This window comes from Micromonospora cathayae, from assembly GCF_028993575.1.
Lineage (GTDB): Bacteria > Actinomycetota > Actinomycetes > Mycobacteriales > Micromonosporaceae > Micromonospora > Micromonospora cathayae.
On record NZ_CP118615.1, the window covers coordinates 4,861,532 to 4,881,787 of the forward strand.

Sequence of the window (20,256 nt, forward strand, 5' to 3'; positions counted from 1 at the left end):
GACCTCCAGGAGGCGACCATGAGTTTCACCCCGCTGCCCGGCACCCGGGCCCCGGTCCGGGTCTGGACCGACCCATACGCCATCGAGGCGCAGGCCCTGCGCCAGCTCCGCAACATCGGCGCGCTGCCCTGGGTACAGGGTGTGGCGGTGATGCCCGACGTGCACTTCGGCAAGGGCGCCACCGTCGGTTCGGTGATCGCGATGCGGCAGGCGGTCTCCCCGGCGGCGGTCGGCGTGGACATCGGCTGCGGCATGTCGGCGGTGCGTACCTCGCTGACCGCGTCCGACCTGCCCGACGACCTCGCGCCGCTGCGCAGCGCCATCGAGGCGGCGATCCCGGTCGGGTTCGCCAAGCACGACCGGATGGTCGACCCGCGCCGGGTACGGGGGCTGGAGCAGCGCGGCTGGGACGACTTCTGGGGCCGGTTCGACGACCTGGACCGGCGGGTGCGGCAGCTCAAGGACCGGGCGCAGCACCAGCTCGGCACCCTCGGCGGCGGCAACCACTTCATCGAGGTCTGCCTGGAGCAGGGCGGCGACGACGAGGGCCGGGTCTGGCTGATGCTGCACTCCGGTTCCCGCAACATCGGCAAGGAACTGGCCGAGCGGCACATGGCGGTGGCCCGGGGCCTGCCGCACAACACCGACCTGCCTGACCGGGACTTGGCGGTGTTCCTGGCCGGCACCCCGGAGATGGACGCCTACCGGCGGGACCTGTGGTGGGCGCAGGAGTACGCCCGCCGCAACCGGGCGGTCATGCTGGCGCTGCTGTGCAACGTGGTCCGCGAGCACCTGCCGCAGGTCAGCTACGACGAGCCGATCTCCTGCCACCACAACTACGTCGCCGAGGAGACCTACGACGGGGTGGAGGTGCTGGTGACCCGCAAGGGCGCGATCCGGGCCGGGGCCGGTGACCTGGGCATCATCCCCGGCTCGATGGGCACCGGCTCGTACGTCGTGCGCGGGCGGGGCAACCCCGACGCGTACTGCTCGGCGTCGCACGGGGCGGGCCGGCGGATGTCGCGGGGGCAGGCCAAGCGGACCTTCACCACCGAGGACCTGGCCGCCCAGACCGCCGGGGTGGAGTGCCGCAAGGACCCGGGGGTGGTCGACGAGATCCCCGGCGCGTACAAGGACATCGTCGAGGTGATGGCGCAGCAGGAGGACCTGGTCGAGGTGGTCGCGCACCTCAAGCAGGTGGTCTGCGTGAAGGGCTGAGCCGGTACGCCGGGCGGCGGAGAAAGTCCCGTCGCCCGGCCCCGGCCGGCCGGACGGATAGCGTGCCCCCTGATCAAAGCCGACTTCTCTTATGGCTGTGCAGGCTCCGACACCGGTTGCAGCTGAACCAGGATCATCCGGCTATCACCATCGGCAAGGTACGCCGCCCGGACCCGGTGCTCGCCCGGGTGCAGATCGATCACGAGGTGGTTGTCGGGCTCCAACTCCGCTCCGGGCCACGCCGAATCGAACATCACGACTGACCCGTCCACCACCCAGCGGACATCCTCGTCCGCGTCCCACTGAACGCCATCATGTACCGCTCGACGTGCAGCGCTCACCAGGTCGTCTTCCTCGTATGCCGCCGCCCACCGCAGGAACAGCCGTTCCGCGGGCAGGTACGTCGTCATCGCCGGCTCGTCGCCCAGCACAAGCGCCTGCCACGGACCGACGGCGACCAGGCCAACGAAACCGTCGATCGCGCACGCCCGGCCGTAGTCGCCCCAGCTCTCCACGGGGCCATCCGTGCTATCGACACCGGCCCACAGCGATAGCGCCGATCGCGGAGCGACGAGCAGCGGCCCGCCCGCCGACGAAACCCAGGTATACTGCAACGAAGCCACCTCCCCCACATCTGGTCTTACCACTGTCATGAGCCACTACGGTCTGGCGGGGCGGTGTGACCACACACCACGACGAACCAGCCGATCGAGTTAGTCCACCAGTCGGTTTCGTCGCGACGCAGTCGGCGCCATGTGGGACTGCGTAGTTGTCGGCCCTGTCTCACATTCGGCGTGCAGGTGCGTGTCGGTGGCCGGGCGGCTGGTGGTGAGCGCAGCCAGTAGCGCGGCGGTTATCTCGGCGTGGGTACAGCCGAGGAGCACCAGGGTGCTGTCCCGCACCCGAGGCACCAGGCCGACGCGGGTCCTGGCGGGCCAAGGCTTCGGCGACCAGGGTGTGCACCCCGGCAGTGGCGCCCAACGCGGTCGCGGTGACCAGCGGCCGGAACCGGGCGAAGTCCGCCGGAACACCCGAGGCCGTCGCCGACGCGACCGACCAGGACGGGCATGGTTGATCATTGGGCGGTGATGAACCCTGACACGCTGCCGGCAGACGCCGGCGCTTTCACGTTGGCGACTCCGCCGCTGTTTGCCGCGCTGGCTCCGGCGAGGAACGTCCTCATCGCCGGAGCTGGGGGAGGGTTCGACGTGTATGCCGGCCTGCCCTTGGCGCTCGCGCTGTGGCGCGGTGGCGCACAGGTGCATCTGGCCAGCCTGTCGTTCTCCGAACTCGAGTTGATCGACCGGGAAGCGTGGGTAGCGGAGCACGTCGCGGCGGTGCAGCCGGACACTGCCAGTCCGGACTGGTACTTCCCCGAGCGGACGCTCGCCCGGTGGCTGGCAACTCAGGAACTGCCGTCGACCGTGTATGCCTTCCCGCCGCTCGGTGTCCAGCCGTTGCGGGCGGCGTATCGGCACCTGGTCGAGCAACTCGACATCGATGCGGTGGTGCTGGTCGACGGTGGCACCGATGTCCTGCTGTGCGGAGACGAAAGTAATCTCGGTACCCCGGTGGAGGACATCACCAGCCTGGCCGCCGTGGCCGCGCTGGACGTACCGGTCAAGCTGGTGACCAGTCTTGGCTTCGGCATCGACGCCTACGACGGCGTCAACCACGTCGAGGTGCTGGAGAACCTTGCCGCACTCGACCGCGACGGCGGCTACCTCGGCGCCCTGTCCATCCCCGGTTCCAGCCGGGAGGCCGTGCTGTACCGCGATGCTGTCGCCGACGCTCAGGCCGCCACCCCGAACCGGCAGAGCATCGTCCAAGGGCAGATCGCCGCCGCCACCACCGGCGCGTTCGGAGACATCCGGTTCACCCGGCGCACCGGCAGCGGTGACCTGTTCGTCAATCCGCTGATGGCGATCTACTTCACCGTCGACCTCGACAAACTCGCCGCCCGATGCCTGTACCTCGACCGCATCGAGAACACCATCGGCAGGCGACAGGTCATCACACGCATCCAAGCGTTCCGCGACGAACTCCGCAACGCCCGTGTCCCCCGTAGATTTCCCCACTGAACACCCAGACCGCCGGTCATCGATGTGGTGGGCAGCCTTCGTTCTGTCGCGCCCGTGAAGGCAGCCATTTGTAGCGTCGAACGTGTCGAGTTAGCACGGGAGCGCGCCGCAGCCACTCTCGGTCCCAGGTACCCTCAGGGGCGATGGGCAGCGCGCAGGGTAATGACTCCCCAACCACGCCGTGCCCGCCCGTTCGCAATGCATTGGAGTGCCATGGTTGCAGCGGAGAGTTTGCGACCAAAGTGAACGAAGCTGAGCCAGTTGATCTTTAGAACGCCAGTTCAGGAAGTCTGCTCCCCGCGCACGCGGGGGTGATCCCACACCCGACTGGCGGGCGGCGAGCCGGCGGCGCTGCTCCCCGCGCACGCGGGGGTGATCCTTCCTGGTATATCCCGTCGATGCTCTTGCCATATATATGGCGCACAGCGTCTTGCGGTGGGCGTGGCTGGTCGTATGCCGCCCCAGCTCCCAACCGCTGACCATGGTCGGGGTAACGCCGGAGTGCCCGCCGGGCCTGGTAGTGGTCCAGGCCGACCTCGGTCCTGGCGTTCTGGAAACACTCCCCGATCGCCCACCGGGTTCCCGCGACGCGGATCAGGGTCTCGTGAGGCTCCAGCCGTTCTTGACCACCAACGGCGACAGCAACCCTACCAGGTAGCTGAGCGCCTGCCGGCGGGGCTCCGCACGACCGAACCGGTGCGCGATCCGGGCGAGCAGGTCGTCCAGACTCGCCCGCCACCCGACGATCTCATCGACCAACACACAGCGCAAGAGCCTGCCCCGGCCTCCGACCGACCACAACAGACTCGCGGTGCGATCGATCAGCCAACGGGCGCGTAGCATTGACATCGACAGCTGCCCTATCGGCGGCACTTCGGCACGGATCATGCCATGAGCTGGCAATACTCCAGATCACAGCTACGACTGGAATAATGGGAGGCCAGATCTTGTCAACCCTGGGTTGTCGCTAGATCGGCTTCTGGATAGATTCGATGCATGGCGGTGCCCGCTCCAACCATTCGCGCCGCCCTGCCGAGCCTTCTCACGCTCATGGCAGCAACGTTCGTCGCCGTGACGACGGAGATGTTGCCGATCGGCCTGCTGCCGCTGATCGGCGACGAGTTCCTCGTCAGCGAGAGTCAGACGGGGCTCCTCATCACGCTCTTCGCGGTCATGGTCGCCGTGCTGGCGGTTCCGGCCACCCTGCTTACCGCTCGGCTGCCGCGGAAGCCACTTCTGCTGGCATGCCTCGCGTGCTACGGCATCAGCAACGCCTGCGCGATGGCAGCACCCAACCTCGCTCTGATCGCCGTGGGACGGGTCCTGGGGGGACTCACGCACGCACTGTTCTTCTCGGTGTGTATCGGCTACGCAGCACGCCTCGTCGCACCGGGATTAACGGGACGAGCCCTCGCCATCGCGTCCGCGGGCGTCTCCGCCGCCTTCGTCCTAGGTGTGCCACTCGGCGTTTCATTGGGGACGCTTCTTGGCTGGCGCGGGGCGTTCGCCATGGTGTCCGGGTGCGCAGCGCTGACCCTCCTGCTCGCGGCGACAACAATCCCTCCCGTCCCGGTTACCCGAGGCCGGACATCGAACCGGGCAGGAACGTGGAGACGCTTCGCCACGGTGCTCACATCGAACGGACTCGTCTACCTCGGGCACTACCTGCTCTTCACCTACATCACCGTGCTGCTTCTCACCGGTGGCGCATCAACCGCCGCACTCGGCCCCCTCCTCTTCGGCTTCGGCGGCGGCGGGCTGGTGACTCTGATCGTCGCCGGCCGCCACTTCGATGCCGCTCCACGACGAAGCCTGCTGAGCATCGTGACTGTCATGGCCGTCGGCATGGCCGCTGCCGCCGCGCTACATCCCGCCCTGATCGCGACCGTGGTTGCCTGCGCGGTATGGAACGCCGCCTTCGGCGCGGTCTCTCCCATCTACCAGGCCGCCGCCGTCACGGCAGATGCGACGACACCCGAGCTCGCGGGTGCCTGGGTCAACGCGACTTGCAACGCCGGCATCGCCCTCGGGGCAGCGATCGGCGGGTTCGTTCTGGACAGGTACGACATCGCCGCCGTGGGATGGACTGCGGCAGTCATCACAGGCGTGGCCCTCGCTATCGCCGCAGTCGCGAAGCTCTCTTTCCCTCCCCGGGCTCCCGCTCAGGCCGGTACTCCACGCCCGCGGACCAGCGGAAGGTGAACGTCGTCCACGGTCTCGACGCTTCCCTACAGCAACGGCCCCACCGAAGGCGTCAACAGCAGTGGGGAGCGGGCAAGATCAACTGATCTCGCCCGCTCCTCTTCGCCTCGGGGGTGCCTGACCCGGCTATCGCACCGTCAACTTCTGGTAGTCGGCGGCGTAGGGCTGGTAGGTCGGGTTGCCGGAGTAGGCAACGTGGACCCGGTAGCCCCCGGGCCGCAGGTCGGCAGTCTGCAGCTCGACGACGGCCTTCCCGTCCGCCAGTGGCACGACCTGCGCGGTGCCGCCGAAGGTGACGGTGACCTCGCCGGTCGGGGTCGGAGCGTTCTGCTTCTGCCCACCACCGGGCCCGACCGTCACGTTCAGCCGGAACGTGTCCCCGCGGACAACCGACGCCGGCGCGGCCTTCGCCCGGACCTTGACGGCGGCCGGGCCGGCGGGCACCTCGAACGACGCCGTACCGGCCGACGCCTTCAGGTAGTCGAACCCGAGGTACTCGACCTTGACCGTCCGGGCACCCGTCGGCAGACCCGTCGGTAGCGTGACCGTGGCCGCGCCGCCGCTCAGCTGGGCGAGCTGCGACCACGAGCCGATGCTGAACCGCACCTGACCGCCGGTCTCGAACCCGTCGGCCGCCTTCACCGTGGCGGTGGCCGTGGTCGTCTGGGCCCCGCTCGCGTACGGCTCGACAGCCACCTCGGTGGTGGTCGTGACGTCGCTGTTCGGGATCCCACGGATGTCATTCCACTCACGGAGGGTGAGCGGGATCACGGTGCCGTGACGCGGACGGACGACGCCCGCGTTGGTCATCGTGATCGCTTTGGCGTTCCAGGTCGTCGCCTCGATGTTCTCGTGGCACGCGGCCTGGTATCCACCACCGTTCGTGTACCGGTCACCCCAGAGGTAGAACTGGCCGGGGCAGGAGGTGTCACCAGGGTTGGCCTTGAAGACGACCGGCCCCTCGTACCCCTGGTTGGCGACCCACGTCGTGCGCCCCAGCGCCGGCGCGACCAACGTCCAGTTGTTGATGTTGCTGTCCAGGAAGTCGGTGTGCTTCTCCGAGAAGATGTCCGAGCCCTGGTTGCCGGCCTCGTTCTTGGTCACCCGGTAGTAGTGGTCACCGACCCGGATCGCGGTCGTGTCGATCCGCGACAGCGGAGCCGGGTCCTGCCAGACCTGGGGGGCGGAGAACGTCTGGAAGTCGCGTGTCGTGGCGTACCACATCTGCGCGTTGCCCTGACCGGTGCGGTTCACGGGGTCGTTCCACAGCGACTGCGCCCAGAACACGACGTAGGCACCGATCTCCTCGACCCACAGCGACTCGGGTGCGAAGGCGTTGCCCGCGTTGTCGGGGGCGACCTTCACGTGCCGCTGCGGAGTCCAGTGCACGAGGTCGTGCGACTCGAACACCTCGATGTACTGGGTGTCGTTGATGGCGTATCCGCCCTGGTCGTACCAGTTCAGGTCGGTGGCGATCATGTAGAACGTGTCGCCGTCGGGTGAGCGGACGATGTGCGGGTCACGAAGGCCCTGGTCGCCCAGCTGGGAGATGAGCGACGGCCGGCCTCCGGTCAGACCGGTCCAGTCCAGGGCGGTGTTCCCGTTGGACGTGGCGAACATGATCTGCTCGCCGTCGGCGATTCCCTCACCCTTGAAGTACCCCATGAAGTACCGCTCGTGCTCCTCGGAACGGGGCATGGCGGTGATGGTCACCGGGAACGATTTCGTCTTCGAGGCCGAACCCTTGGTGATGGTCGCCGTCAGGGTGGCGGCGACATCCGCACGGCCGAAGGCCGGGCGGGTCACCTCACCCGTCGGGGTCACGAGGTCAGTGGTCGACGTCCAGGTGATGGTGGACCCGAACTCGCCGTCGGCAGCGAGGGCGAGATTGCCGCGCACGTCGTCCGCGGCGTACAGGGTCAGGTCGAACGTGTCACGGTCGACCGCCTGCGCGTCGTCGAACTCGGCCTTCACCACGACGGGGATCTCCCGTGTGGTGACCTCTTGGCCGCCCTTGCGGACGGTCGCCGTGAGCGTGGCTGTCGCGTCGGGCTGCCCCTGCCCGGGTCGGGTGATTCTGCCGGTCACCGGAACCTTGCGGGCGCTGGCGAGGGCAGGCGGCGTGTAGACCTGGACGACCGACGGGTCCGAACTCGTCCACGTGATGGCCGAGCCGGCCACGGAGCCCACCTTGGGCAGAACCATGTCCCGTACGACCGCACTGGTCAGGCCGAGGTCGATGGCGGCGGCGTCGGCGCGAACGCCGCCGGAGACGGTCCTGCGCGCCAGGGCGAGTGTCTCGTCGAGGCTCACCGCCCGGTCGTAGACCCGGAAGTCCCGGATCGTTCCGCGGAACGAGTAGTGGCCCGACGTCTGCGAGCGGGCGAGGAAGTTGCAGTTGGTTCCCGCGGCGTTCACCGACGGCGGCGTGGTCAGGTTCGTCGACGTCGCATGCAGCACGCCGTCGAGGTAGAGCCGGCCGGTCCAGCTCGTGCCGTTCGCGTTCAGTGACTGGGTGTAGGTGACGTGAGTCCACGCGCTCTCGGGCATGCGGACCCGGTTCTGTTGGAGGTTCGCCGAACCCACCGCCACCCGGAACCGCTGGGTGTTCGACGCGAAGATGGAGCCCTGGGCGCCGGTGTCGACGTCGCACGAGCCGGACTTCGCGCCGAAGCTCCACATCTGGTGCTCGCCGACGTTCGCCGGGTCGATCCACACGTCGTAGTCGACGGTGAGGTTCGACATGCCCGCGGTGAGGTTGTTCGGCAGCGCCACGTACCCGCCGTCGAGGGCGCCTTCGTAGGAGTCGGGGTTGAATCTGACTCCGTCGCCGGTCAACCTCGCCTTCTCCGGATTCACGAGCGTGGCGTTCGCCGCCGAGCCCGCGCTGCCCGAGTTGACCAGCGTCGTCCCACTGGTCTCGTCGAGGGCGAAGTGGTGCACCAGACCCTCGGTGAGCTGCTCGTCGGCAGCGTGCGAGGGCGTCGGTGCGAACGAGACCGCAAGAAGCGCACCCAGTGCCAGGACCGCGACACCTCCACCCTTCCGACGCAGCCGGGGACGTGACCTCTGCTGTCGCAATCTCAACTGATCCTCCTTGCTCGACGTGGAAATCTCTCTGAAATGGACAAGGGTTGTTAACGCTAACTACGGCGTAGTGCCAGGTCAACGAGACGATGCGGGGTGGCCGAGGTCGGGGAGTGGGGTCTCCGGTGGACAAGTCGTGCTTCGCACCAGCCAGCACCCCAGCAGGTGCCCGTTCCGGGGGTTCCGTGCGGCTTCCCCCGGCGTTGCGGGACGGCATCGGTAGGCGAGGGTTGCCGCCGTCGAAGCACTACCAGGGCCGGTTCACGACGGGCGCCCACGGGCGGGCCATGGACCGGCTGGTCGACCAGGCAAGGTCGGCCGGCGCCGAAGTCGTCGATCCGCTCCCGCGTCCCGCTGCTCCGGCCGCGTACCGACGGGTGTTGCCACCGGCCGGGCTCGGCGGCCAGCAGCCGGCGGGTGTAGGAGTGCGACGGCGTGGCGAGCACCTGCTGGGCGGGCCCGCGCTCGACGATGTCGGACTCTCGCATCACCAGGACGTCGCCGCCCAGGTCACGGCCGAGGTCGAGGCTCGTCCGGCCTGGTTCTTGAACCAGATCTGTCGAGAACTACCGATCCGACCGCGTGCCGCGCTTGGCCTGCTGGATCTGCTCGTAGACGTGGGTCCGCAGTTCGGTGAACCGGGGCAGGGCCCGGGTGGTGAGCTGATCGCGTTCCTGCGGGAGGTCGATCACGAGGTCCTCCTGCACCCGGGTCGGTGAGTTCGACAGGACGAGCACGCGTTCGCCCAGATACACCGACTCGTCGATGTCGTGCGTCACGAACACCGTGGAGATCCTGCGGGTCAGGTGCAGCTCCCGTACGAGATCCTCCAGGTCCGCGCGGGTCTGCGCGTCCACCGCGGCGAACGGCTCGTCCATGATCAGCACTTCCGGCTGGTACGCGATGGCGCGGGCGATCGCCACCCGCTGCTGCATCCCACCGGAGAGCTGCCACGGATGGCTCCGCGCCGACTGCCGAAGCCCGACCGCGTCGAGGGCGTCGGCGACCATCCGCTCACGTTCGCCCCGGGAGAGCTTCTTGTGGCGAAGCGGGAGCTCCACGTTGCCCCTTACCGTCAGCCACGGGTAGAGGCTGCGGCCGTACTCCTGAAAGACCACGGCCATCGCCGGGCTCGGGCCCGTCACCGGCGACCCCTCCATCTCGACGAGGCCACTGGTGGGCCGGAGCAGCCCGGCCAGGCACTTCAGGAGAGTGGTCTTTCCGCAGCCCGAGGGACCGACGATGCACACCAGTTCGCCAGGGCTCATGGTGAAGCTGAGATCCCCGATCGCCTCGACCTCGCCCCGGCCGGAGGCATAGACCTTGCGCAGGTGCTCGACCCTCAGCAGGGGACTCCCGTCAGCCACGGGTGACCTCCTTCAATCCGTGGTACCAGCGCAGGACGCGACGTTCGACGACACCGAAGACCACGGCGAGGAAGACGCCGATGAGGCCGAGCAGGAGGATGCCGCTCCACATCTCCGCGATCAGGTAGTTCCGTTGGAAGTAGGCGATCCGGTAGCCGAGACCGGCGGACGAGGCGAACATCTCCGAGATGACCATGAGGATCAGGGCCACCGAGAGCGCCTGCCGTACGCCGGTCATGATGCGCGGACTCGCCGCCGGGAGGATCACCAGCCACAGTCGGTCCCACCGGGAGATCCGGAACGAGCGCGCGGTCTCCATCATCACGCTGTCGGTCGCTCGGACGCCTTCGATCGTGTTCAGCAGGATCGGCCAGATCGCGCCGGACACGATGACGACGACCTTCATCGTGTCGGTGATGCCGAGCAGGAGCATCGCGACCGGAATCAGCACGGGTGGCGGAATCGCGCGGAAGAACTCCAGCAGTGGCTCGAGGATCTCACGTAGCGGACGGAGCCTGCCGATGACGACGCCCGCGGCGACGCCGAGGAGGATCGACGCGAAGACGCCGGCCAGGAGCCGGTACACGCTCGGCAGGACGTCGTCGACGATCGCCGGGCCGATCCAGGTCTGCCGGAACGCGTCGAGGAGCGTGTGCGGGCCGACGAGAAACCGGTTCGTCGACCGGGTGGACCAGACGGCCCAGAGCCCGATGGCCAGGACGGGCAGCCCGACCGCGAACAGGAGGTTCTCGGCGACCCTGACGCCCAGGCTCCGGGGGCGGGCCCTTCCCTCGCCGGGCGCGGTCATCGGGCCGCCTCGTCCGAGAGCACCGACTGGTGCCAGGCCAGCGAGCGGCGTTCGACGACGCGGAACACGACGTTCACCAGCAGGCCGAGGATCCCGGTGACCACGACGAGGCCGTACAGGCCGACGGCGTCCCCGGCGGTGCGGGAGAGCTCGATCTCGCGCCCGAGGCCGGGGTTGCCGATCACCATCTCGGCGGTGACGGCCAGGATGAGCGCGACCGCCGCGCCGAGACGCAGGCCGGTCATCAGGTACGGCAGAGCGGTCGGAAGGACGAGGTACCGCAGACGTTCGCGGCGGGTGAGGCCGAAACTCCGCGCGGTGTCCCGGGCCACGGCGTCGACGTCGGCGACGCCGTAGATCACCTGCACGAACACCTGCCAGAACGCCGCGTAGACGATGATGACGAGCGCGGCGCGCATCTGCAGGCCGAACATCAGCACGGCGAGGGGGATCAGCGCGACCGACGGCACCGGCCGCAGGAACTCGACAGTCGTGTGCGTCGCGCGGCGCAGGAACGGCACCATCCCGACCACCGTCCCCAGCGCGACCGCCGCGAGCGTCGCCACCGTCAGACCGATCGCCCACGACGTCATGGTGAGCCGGATTCGCCGCCAGAACGCCAGGTCGCGGACCTCCTGGGACAGCCACCCGAACACGTCCGTGACGTACGGCAGGTAGTGCGGGTCGACCAGTCCCAGTGTCGGGATCAGTTGCCAGCCGACGAGGAACCCCAGCAGGCCCACGGCGCCCAGCAGGATCTTGCGCATCGGCCGGCTACTGCTGCTGGACGAGGCGGTCGAAGTCGGGTCGCCGGTCGAGTACGCGGTACTTCTGGGCGAGCGTCACGAGTTGCTCCAGGCCGCCCCGGTCGAGCTCCCACCCGAATGCCGGGAGCCGTACGGAATCCGCTACCGCGTCCGGCAGTTCGAGGTTGTCCTTGATGGCTTGACGCAGGTCGGCTTCGTTGGCCGGATCCTTGGCCCAGGTGAGCGTCTTCTTCATCGCCGACGAGAAGTCCGCGACCAGTGTGGCGTCGGATTCCCTCAGCTTGGTCGACGTGATCGTCGTCAGGGTGGTGAGTCCGGGAACGGTGGCCTGATACGGGGCGACCACGAGGACGTCACCGCGTTCGCGTAGCTGGGTGATGAACGGCTCGGTCACCCAGGCGGCGTCGATGTTGCCGGCGGCGAGCTGAGCCGGCGCGTCCGGGAAGGCCACCTCGACGAACTTGACCTTGGTGGGATCACCGCCGTCCTTCTCGACCGCGGCCATGATCGTGACATCGCCGGCGGCGCCCAGGCTGTTGACCGACACCGTGCGCCCGGCGAGCTGGGCCGGCCGGGTGATGCCCGACCTCGCCGTCGTCAGGACGGCGTTGATGTCGTCACCGTCGGCGTAGGACGACGCGTAGTTCCCGATGATCACCACACCGAGGTTCTGCAGATCGGCGCGGAACGGGCCGAACGGCTGACCGATGGCGAAGTCGATGTCGCCGTTGATCAGCGCCGGGATGGCCTGTGCGCCGCCCTGTGCGGGCACGACCTCCACATCGAGCCCCTGCTCCCGGAAGATGCCCGCCCTGATGCCACCCCACAGGGCGGCGGTCTCGCTGATCGGTAGCGCCGCCACGCGGACCTTGCGTAGGTCGCCGCTTGCTCCGGGGGACGGGCCGGTGGCATCGGAATCCGTGCAACCGGTCAGGGCGATCGCGACGCTGGCGAGAACAGCGAGGGCGGTGACCTTCTTCATGGACGGGCCCTTCCGTGCGAAGCGCTGGTGCATCCGGAGGAGTGGGGCCGGCAAGGTGGGGTTGGGCATCCGACCGCGTCGATCAGCGTCATGCAGAGGTGATTGATTGTCAAGAATTCTTATATGAAGATCGGCATTGCTGGTCGATCGCTTTGCCTCGATATGAATTCTGCTGGGAAACGCCTTGACGCATGACGATTTTGTGACCAAACTGTGCGGTTGGCGGTGCGGCGGCGGAGGGAGCGACGACGTGGCGATCGTGATCGTGGGGGCTGGTATCGGTGGCCTCACCACCGCTCTCAGCCTGCACCGGGCCGGCTTCCGTGACATCGCCGTCTACGAGCGCGCCGCCGCGCTGCGCCCGCTCGGCGTCGGGATCAATCTGCTCCCGCACGCCGTTCGGGAGATCAACGAACTGGGTCTCGGTGAACGCGTGGAAAGGTTGGGCGCCACGCCCGGCACGCTGGCCTACTACAACCGGAAGGGTCAGCAGATCTGGAGCGAGCCGCGCGGACTGGACGCAGGCTATCGCTGGCCGCAGCTTTCCGTGCACCGCGGCCGGTTCCAGATGGAGCTCCTCGCCGTGGTGCGGGAACGGCTGGGTGCCGACGCGGTACGCACCGGGCACCGGCTCGTCGGCGTCCGGGACGGCGTCGCACGCTTCGAGACGGCAGCAGGGGAGGTGAGCGTCGCGGCCGACCTGATCGTCGGAGCGGACGGCATCCATTCCGCGCTGCGCCGGCACCATCGGCCCGGCGAGGGAGCGCCGCTGTGGAACGGGCTGACGCTGTGGCGGGGGACGGCACGGGCGCCCGGATTCCTGGACGGGCGGACCATGATCATGGCGGGGGACGCGGAACAGAAACTCGTCGCGTACCCGATCGGCGCGGGCCTGATCAATGTCGTCGCCGAGCGGCGCGGGCCCGGATTCGCCGGACCCAACGCGGACTGGAACCGGGCGGTCGACCCCGCGCCGGTCGTCTCGCTCTTCGCGGACTGGCGTTTCCCGTGGCTCGACGTGCCGGAACTGCTCGCCGCCGCCGACGAGATCCTCGAATACCCCATGGTGGACCGCGACCCGATCGACGTGTGGACCCACGGGAACACGACGCTGCTCGGGGACGCGGCGCACCCGATGTACCCGAACGGTTCCAACGGGGCGTCGCAGGCGATCCTGGACGCGCGTACCCTCGCCTTCCACCTCGCCACCGCGCCGACGGTGCGGCAGGCGCTCGGCGCCTACGAGGCGGACCGGCGGCCGGCGACCACCGCGCTCGTGCTGAGCAACCGGCGGCAGGGCCCGGAACAGGTGATGGTGCTCGCCCACGATCGCGCGCCGGACGGGTTCGAGCACATCCACGACGTCATCCCGCCGGAGGAGCTCACCGAGATCGCCACCGGGTACAAGAAGACGGCCGGCTTCCTGCCCGCCGAGCTCAACGAACGGGCCTCCCTGACGCCGACGGCCTTCTCGGGCGTCCTGCCGTGACCGGCGCGGAAGCGACCGAACTGGACGCGGCGCGACTCGCGTCGGTGATCTCACCGCTGCGCCGCACGCTGCTCGCCGCCGCCCGGGCCACCGAGCACCTGCCGGAGATCCCGGACGCGCAGATCGAGATCGTGCGGGCTCTGCCCCGGGGCACGGTGTCCGGTCCCGGCGAACTCGCCGAACGACTCCGCCTGAGCCGCTCGACGGTCAGCAACCTCCTCACCACGATGGAGGGCAACGGTCTCGTCGAGCGCCGCCGCCGTCCCGGCAACCACCGTCACATCGAGGTCCTCGCCACCCCGAAGGCCCTCGACCTGTTCGACCGCTTCGACCTCGCGAGCGGAGACCTGGTCGCCCGCGCCGCGGCCACCCTGCCGGCGGCGGACCGCGCGGCGCTCGCCGCCGCGGTGCCCGCGTTGGAACGCCTCCGCGACGCCCTCGCGCATGCCAAGGACGCGCCATGAGTACGCGCCAACCGGGCATCCGCCACGTCGAGTTCCGCCCCCGCGGCGTCGAGCTGCCGGCCGGGAACCCGTGAGCGCCCCGGCGGTTCCCGGTCTGGAGGCCGCGTTCGAGGTGGAGGCCCGGCTCGGCACGCTGGAGGACCACGGGATGACCCGGACGGGCCACCGCCGCGTGGTGCCTGTCGTCGGTGGCCGGGTCACCGGCCTCTTCGAGGCTGACATCCTTCCTGGCGGCGCCGACTGGCAGCTGGTCCGCCCCGACGGCGCGATCGAGATCGACACGCGCTACTCGGCGCGCACCGCCGACGGCGGTCACGTCTACATCCGGACGTTCGGCGTCCGCAGCGGCCGCCCGGAGATCCTCGAAGCGTTGCTCCGCGGCGACGCGGTCGACCCCTCCGAGTACTACTTCCGGCTGGGCGTACGACTGGAGACGTCGGTGCCCACGCTGGCCGTCCTGGAGCAGTGCGTCTTCGTGGCGTCGGCAGTACGCGAGACCGATCGGGTGCGCTACACCGCCTACCGCGTCACGTAGGGCGTGTTTCAGGCGATCAGCTGATCGTCAGTGAGCAAGGGCGCGTGGTCGGCGCCCTGCGCGCGCAGCGCGCCCAGGTTATCGAACTGATCGACCGTCTCCAGCAGCTCAGCTCCGGACTGGATCGGATGGTTGACGCCCACGAGCGCGGCCTGCTGCTCACCGCCGATGAGTACTCCCGAGGTCTGCGGCGAAACCGATGCTGCGAGACTCAACGGCATGGTGCCGTTGCGGATCACGTACGACGGGATAGCTGACGCGGTCTATATCTACCTTCAGCCAGATAGCGAGGGTGCACCGGCGATCAAGACGTACCCGTGTGACCCCGTCGAGGTGGACGGGATGATCAATCTGGACTTCGACGCAGCGGGCCGACTCCTTGGCGTCGAAGTTCTGGACGCCCGCGCGAAACTTGCCCCAGAGCTTCTAGCGGCTGCCGAAGACATCACCAAGCGAGCAACGAGCAGCCAGTAGAACCAACCCGCATGCGGCATATCCGGATGTCGGAAGCGGAGGAGCGGTACGGCGACGTGCTCGGTCATGTCGTCATGCAGGACCCGAGGGCAACCAGCTCCGCGTCGTGTGATGTCACGATCACCGCAAGACTCGCAGGTCGGACTCGGTGTGCACGCGAGTCTGGCCACGGTAGCGGCCCAGGAAGGCCGACAGCGCGGCGCGCAGAACGAGTTGATCGCCAGGCACGACACCGCGAGCCGAAGCAGGGGAGACAGCCGGCATCACCGTGCGCCACCATCCGTGATGAACACCAGTCCACCTGAAGCGGCGGATCAGGATGGGGTCGCCTCGGTGCCCCGGCTGGCGTGCGGCGACGTCAGGCGGTGCCGAGGAGGTCCCACCGGTTGCCGGCGATGTCGAGAAAGACCGCGACTCGGCCATAGGATTCGGTGCGTGGTTCCCGGACGAAAGTGACACCCGCCTGCGTCATACGCAGGTGTGCGGCGTCGAAGTCGTCGACGCGGAGGAAGAACCCGACTCGGCCGGCTGCCTGGTTACCGACGGCGGCGCGCTGGTGTTGTCCGTCTGCGCGGACGAGCAGAATCCCGGTCTGGGCACCCGGCGGCCGGACGACGACCCACCGCTTGGGTCGCCCTTCGTTGGTCAGAGATGGGGAGTCCTCGACGAGGTCAAAGCCGAGTACGTCGGTGAAGAACGTGATCGCCGGGTCGTACTCGTCGACGATCAGGGCGACCAGGTCGATTCGCATCGCGGCAGCGTACCCGGGGTCGGACCGCCCAGGCGCCTTGGTGGCGGCATGATCGAGTGGTGGTGGAGGCAGTTGGGGTTCGATGGTTCCCGGACGAGGTCGGTCGCAACGAGGGGGAGGTCGCTTTCCTGGAACGGCTTCGGCGGGAAGCATCCTGCTGGGCCGTCGACGGGCTCTCGCCGGAGGACGACACGTCGTCGCAGTTGTGGCTGGCGCCGCTGTACGTCGACGTTGATGTTCCCGGGCTCACCATCCGGCGTCGCACCCTGCAGGTCGGTTACTGGACCGATGGACCGCTCGGACAGGTACTCCAAGGTGTTTGGGGCGACGACTACCTTCTGGATGACCACGACGGCAACGATCCCGAGAACCTGACCGTGGTCGGGGTACGGGCCAGCCATGAGAACTACGCGGAGTGGGCCGCTGCCTGGCTGTTGCGCCAACTGAGACGGCCTGTTGTGCGGGAGGAGTGGCTGGCCGGGGATCGCGTGGCCGCTGCGACATGGCGGCTGGACGATACTGGCCGTGTCCTCGCCAGGCACGGCCACAGTTCCCGCCGCCTCGTGCGCCGTCGCGCTGACCGTGTTGTCGCAGTGAGGTGAGCCTCGTGAGGTTCTGCCGGACCGGGATGCATGGGTTACCGGCACGCCGTCCGTCGACTCGGCGACGACCACGTCAGCCATGCTCACGCGATTCGCGACGGTGCCGACTACGCCCTGCATGCCTGCTGACCGCTGCGATCGGCGCGATCTGGTTCAGCCCGTGCGTTCGGGCGAAGAGGGGCGTCGATCGGGCGAAGGGACCGACATGTTTGCGCAGCTCAGTGGAGGCATGCGACATGCCGACCGCACCTACCCGCTGACCTACGATCAGGCTGCGCGGGCGGTTTCCCGCTGGCCTGATCGACGTGCGTCACCTTGGACCTCACGCCCGGCGTACGGTGGGCTGGTCGTCCGGTCGGGTCACGTCTGCTCCGGCGGTAACGCCTGCCGGGCTGCGGCGAATGCCCGGTTCGCCGCTGGCACGCCGGCGTAGATGCCGACCTGGAGCAGGACCTCGCTGATCTCCTGTCGGGTGAGTCCGTTGCGTGGTGCGGCCCGGACGTGCATCCCCAGGTCCTGGAAGTCGGTGGTGAAGGCGTCGGTCGCGGCGACGGTCCGGTCGGGGGCGTGTCCGGCCAGCCACATGCCGACCATCGCGCCGAGGGAGAGCCCGGCGTAGTGCACCCGCCGGACGTCGAGGTCGTCGGGGAGGCGGAGCAGTTCCCGGCCGAGCAGCTCGATGGTGTACGGGCCCGGCGGTACGGCTTCGCTGCTGGTCAAGCCGGGTGACGCCGAGGCGGCGTGGCTGGCCGTCGACCGGGCCATGCTGGCGTGGCTACCTGCACGCCGACGGGCCGGCGAACGCCGCCCGCGCCCTCATCGAGGCGGAACGCACCGCGCCTGCCGAGATCCGGCACCGACCGGTCGCCCGGGACTGTCCTCGCCGAGATCGCCCGCGACCCGTACGCCCCGACCACGATCACGTAGCTCGCCGTCCCCCTCGGGTGGGCTGGGCCGTGACCGCGCCGTTCCTGTCCTTCGCGCGGATCCGTAACCGGCTGATCCTCACCGCCCGGACCGTCCTGCGTCAGCACCACCCCGGAGCCGACGGCCACTGTCGGGCCTGCCGAAGCCGGACTGTCCGGTGGCGACCGCCGCGCGGAACGTCCTGCGGGTGGCCGGCGATGTGCAGTGGCGGGGTGCGACCGCAGCCGACCGGGACGGTCCCTGACCAGCCGGATGACGTGGTCCTCGCGGGCAGGCCGTCGGGGCCGTGGCCGCCCCGACCGGCTGGTGTCGTCAGGCCGACACCGCAGATCGGATGCGGTCTATACGATGCCGTTGTGCGCCGTACCCGAGCCCTGGCCCTGGTTCTCGTCGTTCTCCTCACCGGCTGTAGCGAGCCCGCCGAGCCGGCTGACGCGCCGGCACCCAGCGAAGGCGACCGGTGGGCGTGCCGGAAGTTGCAGTCCACCACGCTCGACCTGTCCGAGCCGATGCCCGGCGACGACCTGGCGATCGGCCGCGCCGCGTCCGGGTCCCCGCACGCCGAAACCCGGGCTGCCGGTGATGCGCTGGTGGCTGCCGTGAAGCAGGCGGAGGGCGCTTCGCCGGGCAGCGTCGCGGCCGCCGGCGCGGAAGTCGCGATCGCCAAGGCCCGACAGGCATTGGGGAAAGCCTGCATCAGCCAGTTGGGTGAGGGTGTCTGGTAATCGACACGTGGCCGTACGGCACCCGGGGCCGGTTCCGCGTCACGTCGCACCCGAGCGCGGCTGATGCGTACGGCGGGACGCGTTCCGGTCGCGCCGGGTCCAAGCTGGTGAGGCACGCCCAGGACGCGGAAAGTGAGTGGCCGGCGGGGCGAGGGACGGGAAGGATGCGTCGATGGCGCGATCGGCCGTCTTAAATCGTTTCCAGGACCTCTGGGTCGGCCTCGCGGGTGTCGCCACCAGCTTTCCGGCGAGCGGCGTACGGGTGGTCGTCGCTGGCGGGTCGCGGCTGTGCCCGCCGGGGTGGGCGGGCATCGTGGTGGTGGGGACCTCGGGCCTCGCCACCGCCCGTTTCCTGCGCGAATCGCTCGACGGTAGGCCACCCTCGTCGGCCGTCGAGGCCGGGCGGTGGAGCGGCCGGCACGGCGTACGGGTGGTCGCGGCAGCGGGTTACCGCCGGTGGCCGTACTCGGTCGCGCACCTCTGCGTGCTCACCAGCACCCACCTCCGGGGTCGTGGACTGGCCGGTGCGGTGGCGTCCGCTGCGGTCGCGGAGGCGCTCCGGAACCGGCTGCTGCCGCAGTGGCGGGCACGTCCCGAGCCGTCACGACGGGTCGCCCGCCGGCTCGGCTTCCGTGAACTCGGGGCCCAGGTGAGCCTCAGGATCGCGGACCATCAGGGGGAACGACAGCAACCGGCTGCCACTCCCGCCTGAGCAGCCCGTAGACCCACGAGTCGGAGACCTCGCCGTTGACGACGCAGTCCTCCCGCAAGGTCCCTTCCCGTACGAAGCCGAGTTTCTCCAGGACGCGGGCGGATGCCACGTTGCGGGTGTCGGTCTCGGCCTGGACGCGGTTCAGGTCCAGCGTGTCGAACGCCCACCTCAGCAGGGCATGTGCGGCCTCGGTGGCGTAGCCGTGGCCCCACGCCCTTTCGCCGTAGCAGTAGCCCAGCGAGGCGCTGCGGTAGTCCGGATTCCACCGGTTCAGGCTGCACCAGCCGAGGAAGGCCCGGTCGGAGCGGCGTTCCACGGCCAGTCTCGTGCCGGTGCCGTCCTCCGCCATCCGCCGGCAGGCCGTGACGAACCGCTCGGCGCGTACCCGTTCGCTCCACGGCGGCGCGTCCCAGTAGCGCAGCACGTGGGCGCTGCTGTGCAGCGCGAAGAGGTCGTCCGCGTCCGCGTCGCCGAAGGGCCGCAGTCGCAGGCGGGCGGTGTGCAACGTGGGGGCGGGCAGCGACGTACCCGGCATGTTCCCTCCCGTGGTCGGTGACCGCTTCACCAGACACCCGATGGCGATCGCGTGCAACGGGTTTCGAGGTCCTGTCTCGCGGATCCGGTGGTGTCGCCACTACGGTGTGCAAGGTGAGCCGTATTCGCGCCCGAGCCCTGGCCCTGGTTCTCGTCGTTCTTCTCACCGGCTGCAGCGAGGACGCCACCGAGCCGGCTGCCGCCCCGTCGCCCGGTAGCAGTGGCGGAGGTGGCGAGGACGACCGGTGGGCGTGCCGGGAACTGCAGGCCAGCCTGCTCGACACGTCCGGCGCACAGCCCGACGAGAACGCGGCGATCGGCGGTGCCGCCGCGCGGTCCACGCACGCCGACACCCGGGCCGCCGGTGCTGCGCTGGTGGCCGCCGCGAAGCAGGCGGAGGGCACGAAGCCGGGCAGCGCCGAGGCGACCACCGCGGAACTGGCGATCGCGAAGGCCCGAGGGGAGCTGCTGGAGGCGTGCCTCAGCCAGTTCGGCGACGCTCCCGGGTAACGCCGGGTCCGCGGTCGCGGC

The 20,256-nt window shown here is 69.3% G+C and carries 22 protein-coding genes; 11 read left to right on the forward strand and 11 right to left on the reverse strand.

What is annotated here, in order from left to right; translation table 11 throughout:
* The first annotated feature begins 18 nt into the window (after positions 1-18).
* Complete coding sequence (locus tag PVK37_RS21760) at positions 19-1,218, forward strand: RtcB family protein (protein WP_275029477.1); 1,200 nt, start codon at positions 19-21, stop codon at positions 1,216-1,218.
* Between the two features lie 89 nt (positions 1,219-1,307).
* Here PVK37_RS21760 and PVK37_RS21765 read toward each other — a convergent pair whose 3' ends face one another.
* Positions 1,308-1,841: an immunity 21 family protein gene (locus PVK37_RS21765; RefSeq protein WP_275029479.1), complete on the reverse strand. Its 534-nt coding sequence runs from the start codon at positions 1,839-1,841 to the stop codon at positions 1,308-1,310.
* Positions 1,842-2,306: 465 nt separating this feature from the next.
* Between PVK37_RS21765 and PVK37_RS21770 the strand changes: the two genes are divergently transcribed.
* Positions 2,307-3,299 (forward strand): DUF1152 domain-containing protein, encoded by a 993-nt coding sequence (locus tag PVK37_RS21770; protein WP_275035202.1) that lies wholly within the window; start codon positions 2,307-2,309, stop codon positions 3,297-3,299.
* Between the two features lie 594 nt (positions 3,300-3,893).
* On the opposite strand, the gene PVK37_RS21775 is transcribed toward PVK37_RS21770, so the two are convergent.
* The gene (locus PVK37_RS21775) at positions 3,894-4,061 is read right to left on the reverse strand and encodes a hypothetical protein (protein ID WP_423791132.1); all 168 of its coding nucleotides are present in this window, start codon (positions 4,059-4,061) and stop codon (positions 3,894-3,896) included.
* Positions 4,062-4,295: 234 nt separating this feature from the next.
* Here PVK37_RS21775 and PVK37_RS21780 point away from each other — a divergent pair, with 234 nt between their 5' ends.
* A complete protein-coding gene (locus PVK37_RS21780; RefSeq protein ID WP_275029480.1) occupies positions 4,296-5,501 on the forward strand; it encodes an MFS transporter in 1,206 nt (401 codons plus the stop codon).
* A gap of 126 nt (positions 5,502-5,627) precedes the next feature.
* On the opposite strand, the gene PVK37_RS21785 is transcribed toward PVK37_RS21780, so the two are convergent.
* From PVK37_RS21785 to PVK37_RS21805, 5 genes are all read right to left on the reverse strand, one after another.
* Complete coding sequence (locus tag PVK37_RS21785; RefSeq protein WP_275029482.1) at positions 5,628-8,588, reverse strand: immunoglobulin-like domain-containing protein; 2,961 nt, start codon at positions 8,586-8,588, stop codon at positions 5,628-5,630.
* A gap of 566 nt (positions 8,589-9,154) precedes the next feature.
* Positions 9,155-9,955, reverse strand: a complete 801-nt coding sequence (locus PVK37_RS21790) for an ABC transporter ATP-binding protein (protein WP_275029483.1) — start codon at positions 9,953-9,955, stop codon at positions 9,155-9,157.
* Positions 9,948-10,763, reverse strand: coding sequence for an ABC transporter permease (locus PVK37_RS21795; RefSeq protein WP_275029485.1), 816 nt, complete (start codon positions 10,761-10,763; stop codon positions 9,948-9,950). Before PVK37_RS21795 ends, PVK37_RS21790 begins: the two co-directional genes overlap by 8 nt.
* A complete protein-coding gene (locus PVK37_RS21800) occupies positions 10,760-11,530 on the reverse strand; it encodes an ABC transporter permease (RefSeq protein WP_275029486.1) in 771 nt (256 codons plus the stop codon). The genes PVK37_RS21795 and PVK37_RS21800 overlap by 4 nt, the downstream gene beginning before the upstream one ends.
* Positions 11,531-11,537: 7 nt before the next feature.
* The gene (locus PVK37_RS21805) at positions 11,538-12,512 is read right to left on the reverse strand and encodes an ABC transporter substrate-binding protein (RefSeq protein WP_275029487.1); all 975 of its coding nucleotides are present in this window, start codon (positions 12,510-12,512) and stop codon (positions 11,538-11,540) included.
* Between the two features lie 250 nt (positions 12,513-12,762).
* On the opposite strand from PVK37_RS21805, the gene PVK37_RS21810 reads away from it, so the two are divergent.
* From PVK37_RS21810 to PVK37_RS21820, 3 genes are all read left to right on the forward strand, one after another.
* Positions 12,763-14,001, forward strand: coding sequence for a flavin-dependent oxidoreductase (locus PVK37_RS21810; protein ID WP_275029488.1), 1,239 nt, complete (start codon positions 12,763-12,765; stop codon positions 13,999-14,001).
* Positions 13,998-14,465, forward strand: coding sequence for a MarR family winged helix-turn-helix transcriptional regulator (locus tag PVK37_RS21815; protein WP_275029489.1), 468 nt, complete (start codon positions 13,998-14,000; stop codon positions 14,463-14,465). The genes PVK37_RS21810 and PVK37_RS21815 overlap by 4 nt, the downstream gene beginning before the upstream one ends.
* 70 nt (positions 14,466-14,535) lie before the next feature.
* Positions 14,536-15,000, forward strand: coding sequence for a DUF3237 domain-containing protein (locus tag PVK37_RS21820; RefSeq protein ID WP_275029490.1), 465 nt, complete (start codon positions 14,536-14,538; stop codon positions 14,998-15,000).
* Positions 15,001-15,008: 8 nt separating this feature from the next.
* Here the strand turns inward: PVK37_RS21820 and PVK37_RS21825 are convergent, their stop codons facing one another.
* Positions 15,009-15,239 carry a hypothetical protein gene (locus PVK37_RS21825; protein WP_275029491.1) on the reverse strand — a complete coding sequence of 77 codons (231 nt, stop codon included), beginning with the start codon at positions 15,237-15,239 and terminating at the stop codon, positions 15,009-15,011.
* Here PVK37_RS21825 and PVK37_RS21830 point away from each other — a divergent pair.
* Positions 15,220-15,474 (forward strand): DUF2283 domain-containing protein, encoded by a 255-nt coding sequence (locus PVK37_RS21830; protein WP_275029493.1) that lies wholly within the window; start codon positions 15,220-15,222, stop codon positions 15,472-15,474. The genes PVK37_RS21825 and PVK37_RS21830 overlap by 20 nt on opposite strands.
* A gap of 358 nt (positions 15,475-15,832) precedes the next feature.
* On the opposite strand, the gene PVK37_RS21835 is transcribed toward PVK37_RS21830, so the two are convergent.
* Positions 15,833-16,225: a VOC family protein gene (locus tag PVK37_RS21835; protein ID WP_275029494.1), complete on the reverse strand. Its 393-nt coding sequence runs from the start codon at positions 16,223-16,225 to the stop codon at positions 15,833-15,835.
* Between the two features lie 59 nt (positions 16,226-16,284).
* Between PVK37_RS21835 and PVK37_RS21840 the strand changes: the two genes are divergently transcribed.
* Positions 16,285-16,827 (forward strand): hypothetical protein, encoded by a 543-nt coding sequence (locus PVK37_RS21840; protein ID WP_275029495.1) that lies wholly within the window; start codon positions 16,285-16,287, stop codon positions 16,825-16,827.
* 360 nt (positions 16,828-17,187) lie between these two features.
* Here PVK37_RS21840 and PVK37_RS21845 read toward each other — a convergent pair whose 3' ends face one another.
* Positions 17,188-17,592: a carboxymuconolactone decarboxylase family protein gene (locus PVK37_RS21845; RefSeq protein WP_275029496.1), complete on the reverse strand. Its 405-nt coding sequence runs from the start codon at positions 17,590-17,592 to the stop codon at positions 17,188-17,190.
* A 518-nt stretch (positions 17,593-18,110) separates the two neighbouring features.
* Between PVK37_RS21845 and PVK37_RS21850 the strand changes: the two genes are divergently transcribed.
* Positions 18,111-18,479 carry a hypothetical protein gene (locus PVK37_RS21850; protein ID WP_275029497.1) on the forward strand — a complete coding sequence of 123 codons (369 nt, stop codon included), beginning with the start codon at positions 18,111-18,113 and terminating at the stop codon, positions 18,477-18,479.
* Between the two features lie 172 nt (positions 18,480-18,651).
* Positions 18,652-19,191: a GNAT family N-acetyltransferase gene (locus PVK37_RS21855; RefSeq protein ID WP_275029498.1), complete on the forward strand. Its 540-nt coding sequence runs from the start codon at positions 18,652-18,654 to the stop codon at positions 19,189-19,191.
* Here PVK37_RS21855 and PVK37_RS21860 read toward each other — a convergent pair.
* A complete protein-coding gene (locus tag PVK37_RS21860) occupies positions 19,136-19,726 on the reverse strand; it encodes a GNAT family N-acetyltransferase (protein ID WP_275029499.1) in 591 nt (196 codons plus the stop codon). The two genes, PVK37_RS21855 and PVK37_RS21860, sit on opposite strands and share 56 nt — an antisense overlap.
* 113 nt (positions 19,727-19,839) lie before the next feature.
* On the opposite strand from PVK37_RS21860, the gene PVK37_RS21865 reads away from it, so the two are divergent.
* Positions 19,840-20,235 (forward strand): hypothetical protein, encoded by a 396-nt coding sequence (locus PVK37_RS21865; RefSeq protein WP_275029500.1) that lies wholly within the window; start codon positions 19,840-19,842, stop codon positions 20,233-20,235.
* The last annotated feature ends 21 nt before the right edge of the window (positions 20,236-20,256 follow it).